The organism is Stenotrophomonas sp. BIGb0135, from assembly GCF_024810105.1.
GTDB lineage: Bacteria > Pseudomonadota > Gammaproteobacteria > Xanthomonadales > Xanthomonadaceae > Stenotrophomonas > Stenotrophomonas maltophilia_AB.
Genome location: NZ_JANUDX010000002.1, coordinates 376,742 through 392,112, shown reverse-complemented (window position 1 = coordinate 392,112; position 15,371 = coordinate 376,742). Strand labels below are relative to the sequence as shown.

General features: G+C 67.2%; 10 protein-coding genes. All 10 read left to right on the top strand.

Annotated elements, in window-relative coordinates; genetic code table 11:
* The first annotated feature begins 2 nt into the window (after positions 1 to 2).
* The 10 genes from dxr to M2421_RS06135 all read left to right on the top strand — a co-directional run bounded on the left by dxr (position 3) and on the right by M2421_RS06135 (position 15,306).
* Complete coding sequence (gene dxr / locus M2421_RS06180) at positions 3 to 1,193, top strand: 1-deoxy-D-xylulose-5-phosphate reductoisomerase (protein WP_259204068.1); 1,191 nt, start codon at positions 3 to 5, stop codon at positions 1,191 to 1,193.
* 34 nt (positions 1,194 to 1,227) lie between these two features.
* A complete protein-coding gene (rseP, locus tag M2421_RS06175) occupies positions 1,228 to 2,586 on the top strand; it encodes an RIP metalloprotease RseP (protein ID WP_259204066.1) in 1,359 nt (452 codons plus the stop codon).
* 73 nt (positions 2,587 to 2,659) lie between these two features.
* Entirely contained in the window at positions 2,660 to 5,023 is a 2,364-nt protein-coding gene (gene bamA / locus M2421_RS06170) for an outer membrane protein assembly factor BamA (RefSeq protein ID WP_259204064.1), read from the top strand.
* Between the two features lie 519 nt (positions 5,024 to 5,542).
* A complete protein-coding gene (lpxD, locus tag M2421_RS06165) occupies positions 5,543 to 6,565 on the top strand; it encodes a UDP-3-O-(3-hydroxymyristoyl)glucosamine N-acyltransferase (protein ID WP_259204061.1) in 1,023 nt (340 codons plus the stop codon).
* The gene (gene fabZ, locus M2421_RS06160; protein ID WP_259204058.1) at positions 6,562 to 7,017 is read left to right on the top strand and encodes a 3-hydroxyacyl-ACP dehydratase FabZ; all 456 of its coding nucleotides are present in this window, start codon (positions 6,562 to 6,564) and stop codon (positions 7,015 to 7,017) included. The genes lpxD and fabZ overlap by 4 nt, the downstream gene beginning before the upstream one ends.
* A 19-nt stretch (positions 7,018 to 7,036) precedes the next feature.
* A complete protein-coding gene (lpxA, locus tag M2421_RS06155) occupies positions 7,037 to 7,828 on the top strand; it encodes an acyl-ACP--UDP-N-acetylglucosamine O-acyltransferase (RefSeq protein ID WP_259204055.1) in 792 nt (263 codons plus the stop codon).
* Positions 7,825 to 9,093 carry a lipid-A-disaccharide synthase gene (gene lpxB / locus M2421_RS06150; RefSeq protein ID WP_259204052.1) on the top strand — a complete coding sequence of 423 codons (1,269 nt, stop codon included), beginning with the start codon at positions 7,825 to 7,827 and terminating at the stop codon, positions 9,091 to 9,093. The genes lpxA and lpxB overlap by 4 nt, the downstream gene beginning before the upstream one ends.
* Positions 9,090 to 9,749 carry a ribonuclease HII gene (locus tag M2421_RS06145; RefSeq protein WP_259204048.1) on the top strand — a complete coding sequence of 220 codons (660 nt, stop codon included), beginning with the start codon at positions 9,090 to 9,092 and terminating at the stop codon, positions 9,747 to 9,749. The genes lpxB and M2421_RS06145 overlap by 4 nt, the downstream gene beginning before the upstream one ends.
* A 1,071-nt stretch (positions 9,750 to 10,820) precedes the next feature.
* The gene (gene dnaE / locus M2421_RS06140; protein WP_259204045.1) at positions 10,821 to 14,402 is read left to right on the top strand and encodes a DNA polymerase III subunit alpha; all 3,582 of its coding nucleotides are present in this window, start codon (positions 10,821 to 10,823) and stop codon (positions 14,400 to 14,402) included.
* A 31-nt stretch (positions 14,403 to 14,433) separates the two neighbouring features.
* On the top strand, positions 14,434 to 15,306 hold the full coding sequence (locus M2421_RS06135; RefSeq protein ID WP_259204042.1) for a hypothetical protein: 873 nt from the start codon (positions 14,434 to 14,436) through the stop codon (positions 15,304 to 15,306).
* Positions 15,307 to 15,371: the final 65 nt, after the last annotated feature.

Sequence of the window (15,371 nt, the reverse complement as noted above, 5' to 3'; positions counted from 1 at the left end):
CCATGGATGCCGTCAACGCTCCCCGCCGGGTCGCCGTGTTCGGCGCCACCGGCTCGATCGGCGCATCCGCGCTGGATGTGATCGCGCGCCATCCGGACCGTTACCAGGTCACCGTGCTGGCGGCGGGCCGGCAGGTGCAGGCGCTGGTCGCGCTGTGCGCCGCGCACCGCCCCGCGCACGCCGTGATCGCCGACGAGGCCCTGTATGCCGCGCTGCGCGATGGCCTGCGCGATGCCGGCCTTGCCACCGAGGCCCACGCCGGCGCCGCCGCGCTGGATGCCCTGGCAGCCAGCGACCAGTGCGACACCCTGGTCGCGGCGATCGTCGGTGCCGCCGGGCTGTCCTCGACCCTGGCCGCCGCCGCGGCCGGCAAGCGCATCCTGCTGGCCAACAAGGAGTCGCTGGTGCTGGCCGGCGAACTGCTGATGCGCCAGGCCGCCGCGGGCGGCGCCGAGATCATCCCGATCGACAGCGAGCACAGCGCCATCTTCCAGTGCCTGCGCTCGCGCGATGCCAGCCTGGACGGGGCCGGCGTGCGCCGGATCCTGCTGACCGCCTCGGGCGGGCCGTTCCGTGGCCGCAGTCGCGCCGCGCTGGCGCAGGTCACCCCGGCCCAGGCCGTGGCGCACCCGAAGTGGTCGATGGGGCCGAAGATCTCGGTCGATTCGGCGACGTTGATGAACAAGGGGCTGGAGGTCATCGAGGCCCACCACCTGTTCAACGTGCCCGGCGAGCGCATCGAGGTGCTGGTGCACCCGCAGAGCCTGGTCCATTCGCTGGTCGAGTTCATCGACGGATCGACCCTGGCCCAGTTGGGGCTGCCGGACATGCGCACCACCCTGGCCGTCGGCCTGGGCTGGCCGCAGCGGATCGAATCGGGCGTCGGCGGGCTGGACCTGCTGCGCCAGGGCCGGCTGGATTTCGAGGCCCCCGACAACGACGCCTTCCCCTGCCTGGGCCTGGCCTGGCAGGCGATGGCCGCCGGCGGTACCGCCCCGGCCATCCTCAATGCCGCCAACGAAGTCGCGGTTTCAGCGTTTCTTCAGGGAAAGACCGCTTTCCTTGCCATTCCAGCGCTGGTCGCTAACGCTCTGGCAACACTGTCGGTGGAGTCCGCCGATACACTGGAGGTCCTGCTGGCCGCCGACCAGCGCGCCCGCCTGATCACCCAAACCGCCATCGACCACGCCTGAATGCCCTTCCCGCCCTTCTCCAGCATCGTCGCCCATGGGTGAGTTCATCCGATCCGTCTGGTGGATGATCGTCAGCCTTGGCGTGCTGGTGACGTTCCATGAGTTCGGCCATTACTGGGTCGCACGGCGCTGCGGGGTGAAGGTGCTGCGGTTCTCGGTCGGCTTCGGCCGGCCGCTGTGGATGCGCCGCAACCGCGCGGGCACCGAGTTCGCCATTGCCGCGATCCCGCTCGGCGGTTACGTGAAGATGCTCGACGAGCGCGAGGTCGAGGTGCATCCGCATGAACGCGGCCAGGCCTTCAACCACAAGACCGTCTGGCAGCGCATCGCCATCGTCGCCGCCGGGCCGGTCGCCAACCTGCTGCTGTGCATCGCCCTGCTGTGGGCGATGTTCGTGCTCGGCCGCCAGGACTATTCGGCCACCATCGGCCGCACCACCGGCATGGCCCAGGCCGCCGGGCTGCAGGCCGGCGACCGCGTGCTCAGCGTGGACGGCCGCAGCGTGGCCACCGCGGGCGAGGCCAGCATGGCCCTGACCACCGCGGCGATGGACCGCCACGACGCCCGCATCGAGGTGCGCGACAGCCTGGACCAGGCCCACACCCGCAGCCTGCCGCTGTCGCAACTGCCCGCCGGGTTCAACGAGCGCCACGTGCTGGCTTTGGCGGGCGTGGGCTGGCTGTCCTCGCTGCAACCGGCGCTGGTGGACAAGGTCCTGCCCGATTCGGCCGCCCAGGGCGTGGTGATGCCCGGCGACCTGATCGTGGCCATCGACGGCCAGCGCATCGAAGGTGCCGACCAGGTGACCCCGCAGATCCGCACGCTCGGCGAGCGCGGTGGCCCCGGCATGGTCGAGGTGCTGCGCGGCGGCGAACGGCTGGCGCTGGAGCTGACCCCGCGCCAGGGCAAGGACGCGCAGGGCGCGCCGGTCTGGCAGCTGGGCATCGGCTTTGCGCAGGCCAGCGCCCCGGCCTATGACGCCAAGCTCCAGTACGGGCCGCTGGCCGCGCTGCCGGCGGCGCTGCGGGAAACCGCGCGGATGGCCGGCGACTCGCTGGGCATGATGCGCCGCATCGTGACCGGCAACGCCTCGCTGCAGAACATTTCCGGCCCGGTCACCATCGCCCGGGTGGCCAACGTCTCGGCCCAGCGCGGGGCCGACTGGTTCCTGTATTTCCTGGCCCTGCTGTCGCTGAGCCTGTGCATCATCAACCTGCTGCCCATCCCCATCTTGGACGGCGGGCACCTGCTGTATTACCTTATTGAGTTGGTCAAGGGCAGCCCGCTGAGCGAGCGCGCCATGGCCGCCGGGCAGTACGTGGGCCTGGCGCTGCTGGCCGGGCTGATGGGACTGGCGTTCTACAACGACATCCTCAGCCTGCCGCTGCGATGAACTTTTTCCCTTTTGTCGTCGTCTTATGCGCCGGCATCCCGCAACATTGCATTCGACTCCAACCGGACGTGACATGACGCGACTCCCCAATCGCCGCCTGCTTGCCCTCGCACTCGCCGCCGGTTTCGGCGTGCCCGCCCTGGCGCAGGCAGCCGAGCCCTTCACCGTCAGCGACATCCGTGTCGATGGTCTGCAGCGCATCACCTCCGGTACCGTGTTCACCTACCTGCCGGTGGAACGTGGCGACACCCTGACCGACAGCAAGGTCGGCGAGAGCATCCGTGCGCTGTACAAGACCGGCTTCTTCGAAGACGTCCAGGTGGCCCGCCAGGGCGACATCCTGGTGGTCACGGTCAAGGAACGCCCGGCGATCAACAAGCTGACCGTCACCGGCAACAAGGACATCAAGAGCGACCAGCTGCTCAAGGGCCTGAGCGACATCGGCCTGAGCGAGGGCGGCACCTTCGACCGCCTGAGCCTGGACCGCGTGACCCAGGAACTGCGCCGCCAGTACAACGACCGTGGCAAATACAACGTCGACATCACCCCGACGGTGAGCCCGCTGGACCGCAATCGCGTGGACATCACCATCGCGATCAAGGAAGGCAAGGCGGCCAAGATCCAGCACGTCAACCTGGTGGGCACCGAAAAGTACCCGGCCGAAGACATCCTGGAGACGTGGGAGTCCAAGGAGCACAACTGGGCCTCGTGGTACCGCCGCGATGACCAGTACTCCAAGGAAAAGCTGTCCGGCGACCTGGAAAAGCTCAACTCCTGGTACCTGGACCGTGGCTACGTGGACTTCAGCATCGACTCCACCCAGGTGTCGATCAGCCCCGACAAGCGCGACATGTTCATCACCGCCGGCGTGACCGAGGGTGAGCAGTACAAGATCTCCGACATCAAGGTCACCGGCGACACCATCCTGCCGCAGGCCGATGTCGAGCGCATGGTCATCCAGAAGTCCGGCGACACGTTCTCGCGTGCCCTGCTGGAATTCAGCTCCGACGCGATCACCAACTCGCTGTCCAACATCGGCTACGCCTTCGCCAAGGTGAACCCGATCCCGACCAGCAACCGTGCCGAGCAGACCGTCGCCATCAACATGCAGGTCGTTCCCGGCCCGCGCGTGTCGGTGCGCCGCATCACCTTCAAGGGCAACACCCGCACCTCCGACGAAGTGCTGCGCCGCGAAATGCGCCAGTTCGAGAACAGCTGGTACTCGCAGGCCGCGATCGATCGTTCCAAGATCCGCCTGCAGCGCCTGGGCTATTTCGAGTCGGTCGACGTGGAAACGCCGCCGGTCACCGGCAGCAACGACCAGGTCGACGTGGTCTACAACGTCAAGGAAACCACCTCGGGCAGCTTCGTGTTCGGCCTGGGCTATTCGCAGTCCTACGGCATGACCACCTCGGTGCAGCTGTCGCAGAACAACTTCCTCGGCGGCGGCAACCGCGTGTCGGTCGAAGCGTCGCGCAGCAGCTACCTGCAGCGTTACGGCTTCAGCTACACCAACCCGTACTTCACCGACGACGGCGTCTCGCTGGGCTACAACCTGTCCTGGCGCGAACTGGACTACTCCGACTTCAACACCGCGCAGTACAACAGCACCAACGGTGCCGCGCAGGTGGTGTTCGGCGTGCCGATCACCGAGAACGACACCGTCTCGCTGATGGTGGGCATCGACAGCAACCAGATCACCACCTATCCGGGCTCGACCCCGCAGTCGATCATCGACTACATCAACGCCGTCGGCCGCAAGACGTTCCACTCCTGGCGCAGCGAGCTGGGCTGGGCGCGCGATACCCGCAACGACTACTTCATGCCCACCCGCGGTACCTACCAGCGTGTCGGCCTGGAAACCACCCTGCCCGGCTCGACCGTCGAGTACTACAAGCTGAACTACCAGTTCTCCAAGTACTGGCCGATCATCCCGTCGCTGGTCATCAACACCCGCGCCGAAGTCGGCTACGGCGACAGCTACGGCAAGGACATGTCCGCCGTGGTCACCGAGCCGGACGGCACCACCCGCGTAGTGACCGCCTCGGGCCTGCCGTTCTTCGAGAACTTCTACGCCGGCGGTACCAACTCGGTGCGTGGTTTCGAAGACAACACCCTGGGCCCGCGTGAAGTGACCTCCGGTTACCCGAACGGGCAGCCGCTGGGCGGCTCGCTCAAGACCGTGGGCTCGGTGGAAGCCTACTTCCCGCGTCTGTTCGACAGCCCGTCGGCGCGCATCTCGGCCTTCGTCGACTTCGGCAACGTCTACAACGGCGTGGACAACTTCAAGGCCAACGAGCTGCGCGTGTCCACCGGTGTGGCCCTGCTGTGGCGCGCCCCGGTCGGCCCGATCTCGATCAGCTACGCGTTCCCGCTGAAGAAGGAAGACGGCGACGAAATCGAGCGCCTGCAATTTACGTTTGGCGGTCAGTTCTGACCGTCGAAGGTAACCCAAGGTTTGCGTTGCAAACCTCGGGGCCCGTCCTGCCTCCTTAACCCCGCGCCTGTCGGCGCGCCCCCTTCAACAAGAAGGGGGCTCTCCACCAGATGCGGTACGCATTCGCCGGGCTTTGCCCGGCGTTTTCGTTTTTGGGCGGGGAATGATCGGTGCCGAGTCGGGCTGGGCGTGATCGTTGCTCGGTACCGCGTGGGGTGCGTATCGACCCTTGCTTGGTACGAATGCCTGGGATCAACGGGAGCCGGCCATCGGCCAGTCCTCCTCGTCCGCGCTGGCACCGAATCGTCCGGGCCGTGGCGGGTCGTCCTGGCCTGGGCCGTTGGGCTGCATGGTTGCCGCCCACCAGCACCCATGGACGGGCTTTACGCCTGTCCTGGACGTGGCTGACCGCCATGAGGCCGCGCGACAGCCGCCAGGGCGCCACGCCACCACTAGCCGGCCAATGTCCAAAACCCCGACCCGCATGACCGTTTCGGCGGCGCACGGTAAACTCCCCCGGTGAATACTCCTACCTACTCCGCCCAGCAACTCGCCGAGCAGTTTGGCCTGCAGGTCCATGGCCAGGCCGATACCGCCATCCATGGCGTGGCCACGCTCGCCCATGCCGGCCCCGGCCAGCTGACCTTCCTCGCCAATCCGCGCTACCGCTCCCTGCTGGCCGACAGCCAGGCCGGGATCGTGGTGCTGCGCGCCGAGGACGCCGATGCCGCCCCCAGCACCGCGCTGATCGCCAAGGACCCGTACACCACCTTCGCCAAGATCGCGGCGCTGTTCGACATCGCGCCGTCGCGACCGCCGGGCATCCATCCGAGCGCGGTCATCGACCCCAGCGCCCAGGTGGCCGCCAGCGCGCACATCGGCCCGTTCGTCAGCATCGGCGCCGGCAGCAGCGTCGGCGAGAACTGCATCATCGGTGCCGGCAGCATCATCGGCGAGGACTGCCACCTGGATACCGGCTGCGAACTGATTGCCCGGGTCACCCTGGTTACCCGGGTCAGGCTCGGCAAGCGCGTCCGCGTGCATCCCGGTGCCGTGCTCGGCGCCGACGGCTTCGGCCTGGCCATGGACGCCGGCGCCTGGATCAAGGTGCCCCAACTGGGCGGCGTGCGCATCGGCAACGACTGCGAGATCGGCGCCAATACCTGCGTCGACCGCGGCGCCCTGGAAGACACCGTGCTCGACGACGACGTGCGCCTGGACAACCTCGTGCAGATCGCGCACAACGTCCAGATCGGCTCGCACTCGGCCATCGCCGGCTGCACCGGCATCGCCGGCAGCGCCAAGATCGGCCGCTACTGCCTGCTCGGTGGGCATGTCGGCGTCGTCGGCCACCTCGAAATCTGCGACAAGGTCGTCATCACCGGCAAGTCGGTGGTGCGCAACTCCATCCATGAGCCGGGCGAGTACTCGTCCGGCACCCCGTTGACCGACAACCGCACGTGGCGCAAGAACGCCGCGCGCTTCAAGCAGCTGGATGCCCTGGCCCGTCGCATCCTGTCTGTGAGCAAGGAGAAGGAATGAGCCACGACCAGAAGATGCCTGACATCAAGCAGATCCAGGCACTGATCCCCCACCGCTATCCGTTCCTGCTGGTCGACAAGGTCATCGCGATCGATTACGAGAAGCGGACCATCATCGCCACCAAGAACGTCAGCATCAACGAGCCGTTCTTCCAGGGCCACTTCCCCAGCCAGCCGATCATGCCCGGCGTGCTGATCATCGAAGCCATGGCCCAGGCCGGTGGCGTGCTGACCCAGTTGACCCTCGGCCGTGACGCGCAGTCCAAGCTGTTCTACATGGTCAAGGTGGACAAGGCCCGCTTCACCAAGCAGGTAGTGCCCGGCGACGTGCTGGAAATGCACGTGGAGATCAAACGCGTCATCCGCAACATGGCGGTGTACGACTGCGTGGCCAAGGTCGACGGCGAGGTGGTCGCCTGCGCCGAAGTGCTGTGCGCCGGCACCCGCGAATGACCCAGGCAGGAGACCTGCAATGAGCAACAACGCCCCTCTCATCCACCCTACCGCGGTCATCGACCCGTCGGCGAGATTGGCTGCGGATGTGCGCGTCGGTGCGTTCTGCCTGATCGGCGCCGATGTCGAGATCGGCGCCGGCACCGAGGTCGGCCCGCACTGCTCGATCCACGGCCCGACCCGGATCGGCCGCGACAACCGTTTCATCGGCCACGCCGCGATCGGCGGCGAGCCGCAGGACAAGAAGTACAACGGCGAGCGCACCCAGCTGGTGATCGGCGATGGCAATGTCATCCGCGAGTTCGTCACCATCAACCGCGGCACCGAGGGTGGCGGCGGCATCACCACCGTTGGCGATGACAACTGGATGCTGGCCTACACCCACGTGGCCCACGACTGCCATGTGGGCAGCCACTGCGTGTTCTCCAACAACACCACGCTGGCCGGCCACGTCACCGTCGGCGACTACGTGATCATCAGCGGCTTCGCCGGGGCACATCAGTTCTGCCGGATCGGCGCGCATGCCTTCCTGGGCATGGGCGCGCTGACCAATGGCGACGTGCCGCCGTTCACCATGGTGGGCAGCGACTCGCTGGGTCGCCCGCGCGGGATCAACAGCGAAGGCCTCAAGCGCCGCGGCTTCGATGCCGAGCGCATCGCCAGCATCAAGCGCGCCTACCGTACGCTCTACGTGGCCGGCCTGCCGTTGGCCGAAGCCAAGCTGCAGCTGGCCGAACAGGCCGAGCACAGTGCCGACGTCAAGGACCTGCTGGACTTCATCGAGCACGCCGAGAGGCCGCTGCTGCGATGACGGCGCCGGGCGGGCACCTTCCAGCGGGCACGACTGCCGAGATCATCGACCTGGCGACGGCGGCCGATGCCCTCGAGCGGGTGGTCCACGCGCATGGCTCGACGCGGCCGGTGCGGATCGCGCTTGTCGCCGGCGAAGCCTCCGGCGACCTGCTCGGCGCGGGCCTGGTGCGCGAGCTCAAGGCGCGGTTCCCGAATGCGGAGTTCGCCGGCATCGGCGGCGATGCGATGCGCAGCGCCGGCTGCCAGACCTGGTTCGATGCCAGCGAGCTGGCGCTGATGGGGCTGACCGAGATCCTGCGCCACCTGCCGCGGCTGTTGAAGCTGCGCGGTGAGTTCCGCACGCGGGCGCTGGCATGGGAACCGGACGTGTTCATCGGCATCGATGCGCCGGACTTCAACCTGGGCGTGGAGCGCTGGCTGAAGGAACGCGGGATCACCACGGTGCACTACGTGAGCCCGTCGGTATGGGCCTGGCGCGAGAAGCGCGCCGAAAAGATCGGGGCCAGCGCCGACCTGGTGCTGTGCCTGTTCCCGATGGAGCCGCCGATCTACGCCAGGCACGGTATCGATGCCCGCTTCGTCGGGCATCCGATGGCCGACGACATTCCCCTGCACAGCGACCGCGAGCAGGCGCGCGCGGCGCTGGGCCTGCCATCCAACGCGAAAGTGCTGGCGGTGCTGCCGGGCAGCCGGTTGGGTGAGATCGGCCGGTTGGGCGGGCCTTTCTTCGAAGCGGCCTGGCAGGTATCCGAGCGCATTCCGGGGCTGCACGTGGTGGTACCGGCAGCCAACCCGGCGTGTCGCCAGTTGATCAGCGAGCAGTTGTCGCGCTCGGCGTTGCCGGTGGCGTACTCGCACCTGCTCGATGGCGATGCCCGCAACGCGATGATCGCCGCGGACGTGGTGGTGCTGGCGTCGGGCACGGCGACGCTGGAGACGATGCTGGTGAAGCGGCCGATGGTGGTGGGGTACCGGGTGGCCGAGCTGACCTATCGGATCGTGAAGGCGCTGGGGTTGATCAAGGTGGACCGTTTCGCGCTGCCGAACATCCTGGCGGGCAAGGACCTGGCGCCGGAGTTGATCCAGCACGACTGCATCCCCGACAAGCTGGCCGCGGCGATCCTGCAGTGGTTCGACCACCCGCAACGGGCGATCGACCTGCAGGACACTTACCAGCGGCTGCACCTGCAACTGCGGCAGGACGCGTCGGCGCGTGCGGCCGATGCGGTGGCCGAGTTGCTGGCGCGCAAGGCGGCGGCGTGAGCCGGCGCCACGCAGCGGCGGCGTCGCTGGCGCTGTTCGACGGGGCGGCACTGGCGACGGTGGCGCCGCGCTATGTGGCCGGGGTGGACGAGGCTGGGCGTGGTCCGTTGGCGGGACCGGTGGCGGTGGCGGCGGTGGTGTTCTGCCCGGACCGGCCGCGCCTGAACGGGCTGGATGATTCCAAGCAGTTGACGGCGGCCCGGCGTGATCAGTTGTTCGACCGGATCCAGGAACGTGCGCTGGCCTTCCATGTGGTGATGGTGGAGGTGGGCGAGATCGATGCGTTGAACATCTACCAGGCGACGATGCTGGGGATGCGGCGTGCGGTGGAGGGGGTGGCGCACGTGGCGCAGTTCGCACGGATCGACGGCAACGTGGTGCCCAAGGGGCTGCCCTGCCCGGCGCAGGCGCTGGTGGGCGGCGACGGGCTGGACCGGGCGATCATGGCGGCGTCGATCCTGGCCAAGGTGAGTCGCGATCGTTTCATGCTGGGGCTGCACGCGCAGCACCCGGAGTACGGATTCGACCAGCACAAGGGCTACGGGACGCCGGCCCATCTGGCTGCATTGCGTTCGCACGGCCCCTGTCCGCAGCATCGGCGGAGTTTCGCGCCGGTGCGGGCGTGTTTTGAGGACGGGGTTGTGTTGGCGGGGTGATTTGGTTTTTTTAAGAGCCGGAGCTGAAAGCTACAGCTACAGCTACAGCTACAGCTACAGCCAGAGCCAAGGCCAGAGCCAAAACCTGATTGCCGGTGGTTACGGGTTGAGGGGGGCACGGTTGGGTTCGCGGGACACGCCGCAAGTACGTCCATGTAGGCTCCTTTTGCGCCATCCATGGCGCAAAACGGGTCCCGCAAACCCAACCGTGCCCCCCTTCGACAGATGATCGGTGCGCAGGGGTTTTTAGGAGCAGGTCTTGGGGGCGCTGGGAAGCAGGGGATGGGTCGATATCTGGGGATTATGCAGACGCGGAAGCTGAGTCTGGTCTGGCTCTGATTTTTATCTGGGTCTGTTCTTGGTCCGCGTTTGGATTTGGGTTTGGATTTGGGTTTGGGTCTGGATTTAGATCTGGGTTTGGATTTGGATCTGGATCTGGATTTGGGTTTGGGTTTGGGTTTGGGTTTGGGTTTGGATCTGGATTTGGGTTTGGGTTTGGATCTGGATCTGGATCTGGATCTGGATCTGGATTTGGGTTTGGATCTGGATCTGGGTTTGGATTTGGGTTTGGATTTGGCTTCAGGTGCCGAGCAACGCTCGGCACTACCTCCCCCTCCCCCCACGGGGGCGCCTCTCTCACCCCTCGACCAAGCCGCTCCGGCTCCTGGCTCCGCTCCGGCTCCTGGCTCCGCTCCGCTCCTGCTCCTGCTCCCGCTTCCCCCATGCGCCCCAGAGATGTGTAGAGGGGTGGTGGAGGCAGGGTCGCGGGACCGTCATGCGCCATGGATGGCGCATGGCGAGCCTACAGGGACGTACTTGCGGCGTGTCCCGCGACCCTGCCTCCGCCACCCCACCCTCAGCACCAGCACAAGACAGGCGCCGTTGCCGTTGCTTTTGCAGTTGCAGTTGCAGTTGCAGTTGCAGTTGCCGTCAGCCAATCGCCCCAGCACCCGCAAAACCAACCCTGAAACCTGAACCCACCCCGCAACGCCCGCCCCCCGACCTGGCCTGTCAAGCCTTGTCCGCCCCCGCCCGCGCCGCTACCCTGACCGGGCATTACATTGGCCCGGCATGTCCACTTCCCGTTTCGTACATCTCCACGTCCACACCGAGTTTTCGCTGGCGGATTCGACCATCCGTGTCCCCGCGAAGCCGGATCAGGCTGACCCGAAGAAAGCCAAGCAGGCCAACCTGCTCAGCCGTGCGGTCGAACTGAAACTGCCCGCGCTGGCAGTGACCGACCTCAACAACCTGTTCGCGCTGGTCAAGTTCTACAAGTCCGCCGAAACCGTTGGCATCAAACCGATCGCCGGTGCCGACATCATGATCGCCGAAGAGGGCATGACCCCCTGGCGCATGACCCTGCTCTGCCGCGATCGCGACGGCTACCTCAGCCTGTCCCGCCTGCTCACCCGCGCCTGGATGGAAGGCCATCGCCCCGAGGGCGGCGTCGCCGTGCATCCGGAGTGGCTCAAGGCAGGGTGCCACAACCTCTTTGCGCTCGCCGGCCGCGACAGCCTCGCCGGCCGCCTGGCCGGCGAAGGCCGCCACGACCTGGCCGAACAGCAGCTCGCCGACTGGCAGCGCGTATTCGGCGATGGCCTGCACCTGGAGCTCACCCGCACCGGGCGCGATGGCGAAGAAGCCTTCAACCAGTTTGCCCTCCTCGCCGCCGGCCAACGCGGCCTGCCGGTCGTTGCCAGCAACGACGTGCGCTTCCTGCAGCCGGAGGATTTCGCCGCCCACGAAGCACGCGTCTGCATCTCGTCCGGCCGCGTCCTCGACGACCCCAAGCGCCCGCGCGACTACAGCGACCAGCAGTACCTCAAGTCCGCCGAGGACATGTGCGCCCTGTTCGCCGACATCCCCGATGCGATCGACAACACCCTCGCACTGGCCGAGCGCTGCAACATCGAGATGCGCCTGGGCACCTATTTCCTGCCCAACTACCCGGTGCCCGAAGAGGAGACCCTCGACAGCTGGATCTGCGCCGAGTCGCGCAGGGGCCTGGAAGCGCGCCTGGAAAAGAACCCGCTCGCCGAAGGCAAGACCCGCGCCGACTACTTCGAGCGTCTGGAATTCGAGCTGGCCACCATCATCAAGATGGGCTTCCCCGGCTACTTCCTGATCGTGGCCGACTTCATCCAGTGGGGAAAGAACCAGGGCATCCCGATCGGCCCCGGCCGTGGCTCCGGTGCCGGTTCGCTGGTCGCCTGGGCGCTGCAGATCACCGACCTCGACCCGATCCCGTACAACCTGCTGTTCGAGCGGTTCCTCAACCCCGAACGCGTGTCGATGCCCGACTTCGACATCGACTTCTGCATGGACCGTCGCGACGAAGTCATCGACTACGTCGCGCGCAAGTACGGCCGCGAACGCGTCAGCCAGATCATCACCTACGGCACCATGGCCGCCAAGGCCGTGGTCCGTGACTCCGGCCGCGTGCTCGGCTTCCCGTATGGCCTGGTCGACGGCGTCTCCAAGCTGATTCCCAACATCCTGGGCATCTCGCTCAAGGACGCGATGGGCGAAGGCAAGGACTCGGAAATGGCCTCGCCGGAGCTGATCCAGCGCTACCAGAACGAGGACGACGTCCGCGACCTGATCGACCTGGCCCGCCAGCTCGAAGACCTCACCCGCAATGCCGGCAAGCACGCCGGCGGCGTGGTGATCGCGCCCGAACCGCTGGCCGAATTCTGCCCGCTGTTCGCCGAACACGATGAAGGCGGCCGCGGCCGCAACCCGGTCACCCAGTTCGACAAGAACGACGTCGAAGAGATCGGCCTGGTCAAGTTCGACTTCCTCGGCCTGCGCACGCTGACCATCATCGACTGGGCGGTCAAGGCGATCAACAAGCGCCACGAGCGCGCCGGCATCCCGCCGGTGGACATCACCGCGCTGCCGCTCGACGACGTGGCCACCTACAAGGACATCTTCGCCAACGGCAATACCGGCGCGGTGTTCCAGTTCGAATCCTCGGGCATGCGCCGCCTGCTCAAGGACGCGCGCCCCGACCGCTTCGAAGACCTGATCGCGCTGGTGTCGCTGTATCGCCCCGGCCCGATGGACCTGATTCCCTCCTTCAACGCGCGTAAGCACGGCCAGGAAGAAATCATCTACCCCGATCCGCGCACCGAAGCGATCCTGAAAGACACCTACGGCATCATGGTGTACCAGGAGCAGGTGATGCAGATGGCGCAGATCGTGGGCGGCTATTCGCTCGGCGGCGCCGACCTGCTGCGCCGCGCGATGGGCAAGAAGGTGCCGGCCGAAATGGCCAAGCACCGCGAGATCTTTCGCGAAGGCGCGGCCAAGGACGGCGTGGGCGAAGCCAAGGCCGACGCCATCTTCGACCTGATGGAGAAGTTCGCCGGCTACGGTTTCAACAAGTCCCACGCCGCCGCCTACGCGCTGGTCAGCTACCAGACCGCCTGGCTCAAGCGCCACTACCCGGCCGAGTTCATGGCGGCCACGCTGTCCTCGGACATGGACAACACCGACAAGGTGGTCGGCTTCCTGGCCGAGGTGCGCAACCTCGGCCTGACCGTGCTGCCGCCGCGGGTGAACGAGTCCGCGTACATGTTCGAAGCGTCCAGTGCCGACACCATCGTGTACGGCCTCGGCGCGATCAAGGGCGTCGGCCAGGGTGCCTGCGAGGCGATCGTGGAGGAACGCCAGCGTGGCGGCCGCTACGCCTCGCTGCTGGATTTCTGCATGCGGTCGGAGTCGGGCAAGCTCAACCGGCGCACGCTGGAAGCGATGATCAACTGCGGCGCGATGGACGGGCTCGGCAAGAACCGCGCATCGCTCATGCTGCAGCTGCCTGAAGTGCTCAAGGCCACCGACCAGATGGCGCGCGAGAAGGCCTCCGGCCAGAACTCGCTGTTCGGCGCGCCCGACCCGGTGACCACCGCGATGCAGCTGGAACTGCCCGAGGCCAAAGAGTGGGCGTTGGGCCAGCTGCTGGAAGGCGAACGCGAAACGCTGGGGTTCTACCTCAGCGGCCACCCGTTCGACCCGTACGCCGATGACGTCAAGGAGCTGGTCGGCACCGACCTGGGCATGCTTGAGAAGCTGATTCCGCCGGCGCGCCCGAGCAAGGATGGCGAGAAGCGGGCCTGGCGCCAGGAGACCCCGGTGATCCTGGCCGGTCTGGTCGTGGGCGTGCGCCGCAAGGGCGAAAGCCAGATCTTCATGCAGCTCGAAGATGGCAAGGGCCGCGTGGAGTGCAGCGCGTTCACCGATGGCCTGGCCGAGTTCGGCCACCTGATGACCAAGGACCGCATCCTGGTGGTCAAGGGCGGCCTGCGCGAGGACGAGTTCAACGGCGGCTACGCCCTGCGCATCCGCCAGGTCTGGGACTACGAAGACATCTGCGCCAACTACGCCACGCGCCTGTCGCTGCGGCTGGACCTGCGCCAGGACAGCGCGGTGTGGACCCGTGTCAACGCGCTGCTCGACCGCCACCGCCCGGGCCGCACGCCCCTGCGCCTGGACCTGCTGCTCGGTTCCGAACAGGGACCGGTGGCCGGCATGCTCGACGTGGCCGGCGATATCGCCGTGCGCGTGGACAGCCACCTGGTCGACGCGCTGCGCGCCGACCCCGCCGTGCGCACGCTGAAGGTGCGCTACAGCCCACCGTGGGCAAACTGACCCGCGCCATCCGTTCGACAGGTACCGTGTTTTGATCAAGCGTTTCGCCGTGCTGCTGCTTGCAGCCGTTGCCATTGCCGGCTGCTCCAGCCCGTCCCAGACCTTCGAGATCGACAACCCGGGCGACGTGCCGCTCACCCTGCGTATCGACGGCAACGAACTGCCGATCGCCGCGCACGCCTCGCGCCCGGTCAAGCTCAAGCCCGGCGAGCACCACCTGCAGAGCCCGGCACTGGGCGATGTGCGGTTCATCGTCTACGCCCGCGGCAAGGGCGGCCTGATCAACCCGACGCTGGCCGAGTACGTGATCGCCAGCGAGATCTACGTGACCGACCCGGACAAGCTCAAGCACTTCGGCACCCCCAACCAGCACATCGAGCTGGGCGGCGTGGGCTTCGACGGGCCCTACAGCACGACCCACGCGTTGTTCATCGACCAGGCCTGGAGCTTCGGCGTGCGCGAACCGTTCCCCGACGAACAGACCGTGGCGCACGTCGACGCGACCGGCGGGCGGATCAGCACCAAGATCTTCACCGCCCCGGACTTCATCGCCTATGTCGAGGCCAGCCGCGGCGAGCCGGGGGCCTACCGCCGCCAGCAGCCGGCCGGCTACCAGGCCCCGGTCTTCACGCTGGAGGCGGCGCCGGCCGCCTTGCCCGCGCTGGCCCCGGCCTTCGAGGCCCATGCCGCCCCGCTGCGCGAGCTGTACGCGCGCTACCTGAAGGCCACCACCGCCGACGCCCAGCTGCATCTGCAGCAGGAGGCCTTCCAGGCACAGATGGCCTTCACCGCCGCCACCGCACGCCTCGGCGCCGATCTGCCGGTGGAGGCCAACACGGGCTACAACACCTTCGTGCAGACCCGCGCCACCCTGATGGGCAGCGCCGCCCTGGTCGTGCCCTGAGCTGACTGGCGCCCCCCGCCCCGCTGCGCTACCGTCGGTTTCCAGACGACGGCGTACGGGGCATT

Excerpts from the sequence above, each read along its gene's own strand:
- bamA (WP_259204064.1), top strand. The coding sequence starts at position 2,660 with ATGACGCGACTCCCCAATCGCCGCCTGCTTGCCCTCGCACTCGCCGCC.
- fabZ (WP_259204058.1), top strand. The coding sequence starts at position 6,562 with ATGAGCCACGACCAGAAGATGCCTGACATCAAGCAGATCCAGGCACTG.
- lpxB (WP_259204052.1), top strand. The coding sequence starts at position 7,825 with ATGACGGCGCCGGGCGGGCACCTTCCAGCGGGCACGACTGCCGAGATC.
- dxr (WP_259204068.1), top strand. The coding sequence starts at position 3 with ATGGATGCCGTCAACGCTCCCCGCCGGGTCGCCGTGTTCGGCGCCACC.
- lpxA (WP_259204055.1), top strand. The coding sequence starts at position 7,037 with ATGAGCAACAACGCCCCTCTCATCCACCCTACCGCGGTCATCGACCCG.
- rseP (WP_259204066.1), top strand. The coding sequence starts at position 1,228 with ATGGGTGAGTTCATCCGATCCGTCTGGTGGATGATCGTCAGCCTTGGC.
- dnaE (WP_259204045.1), top strand. The coding sequence starts at position 10,821 with ATGTCCACTTCCCGTTTCGTACATCTCCACGTCCACACCGAGTTTTCG.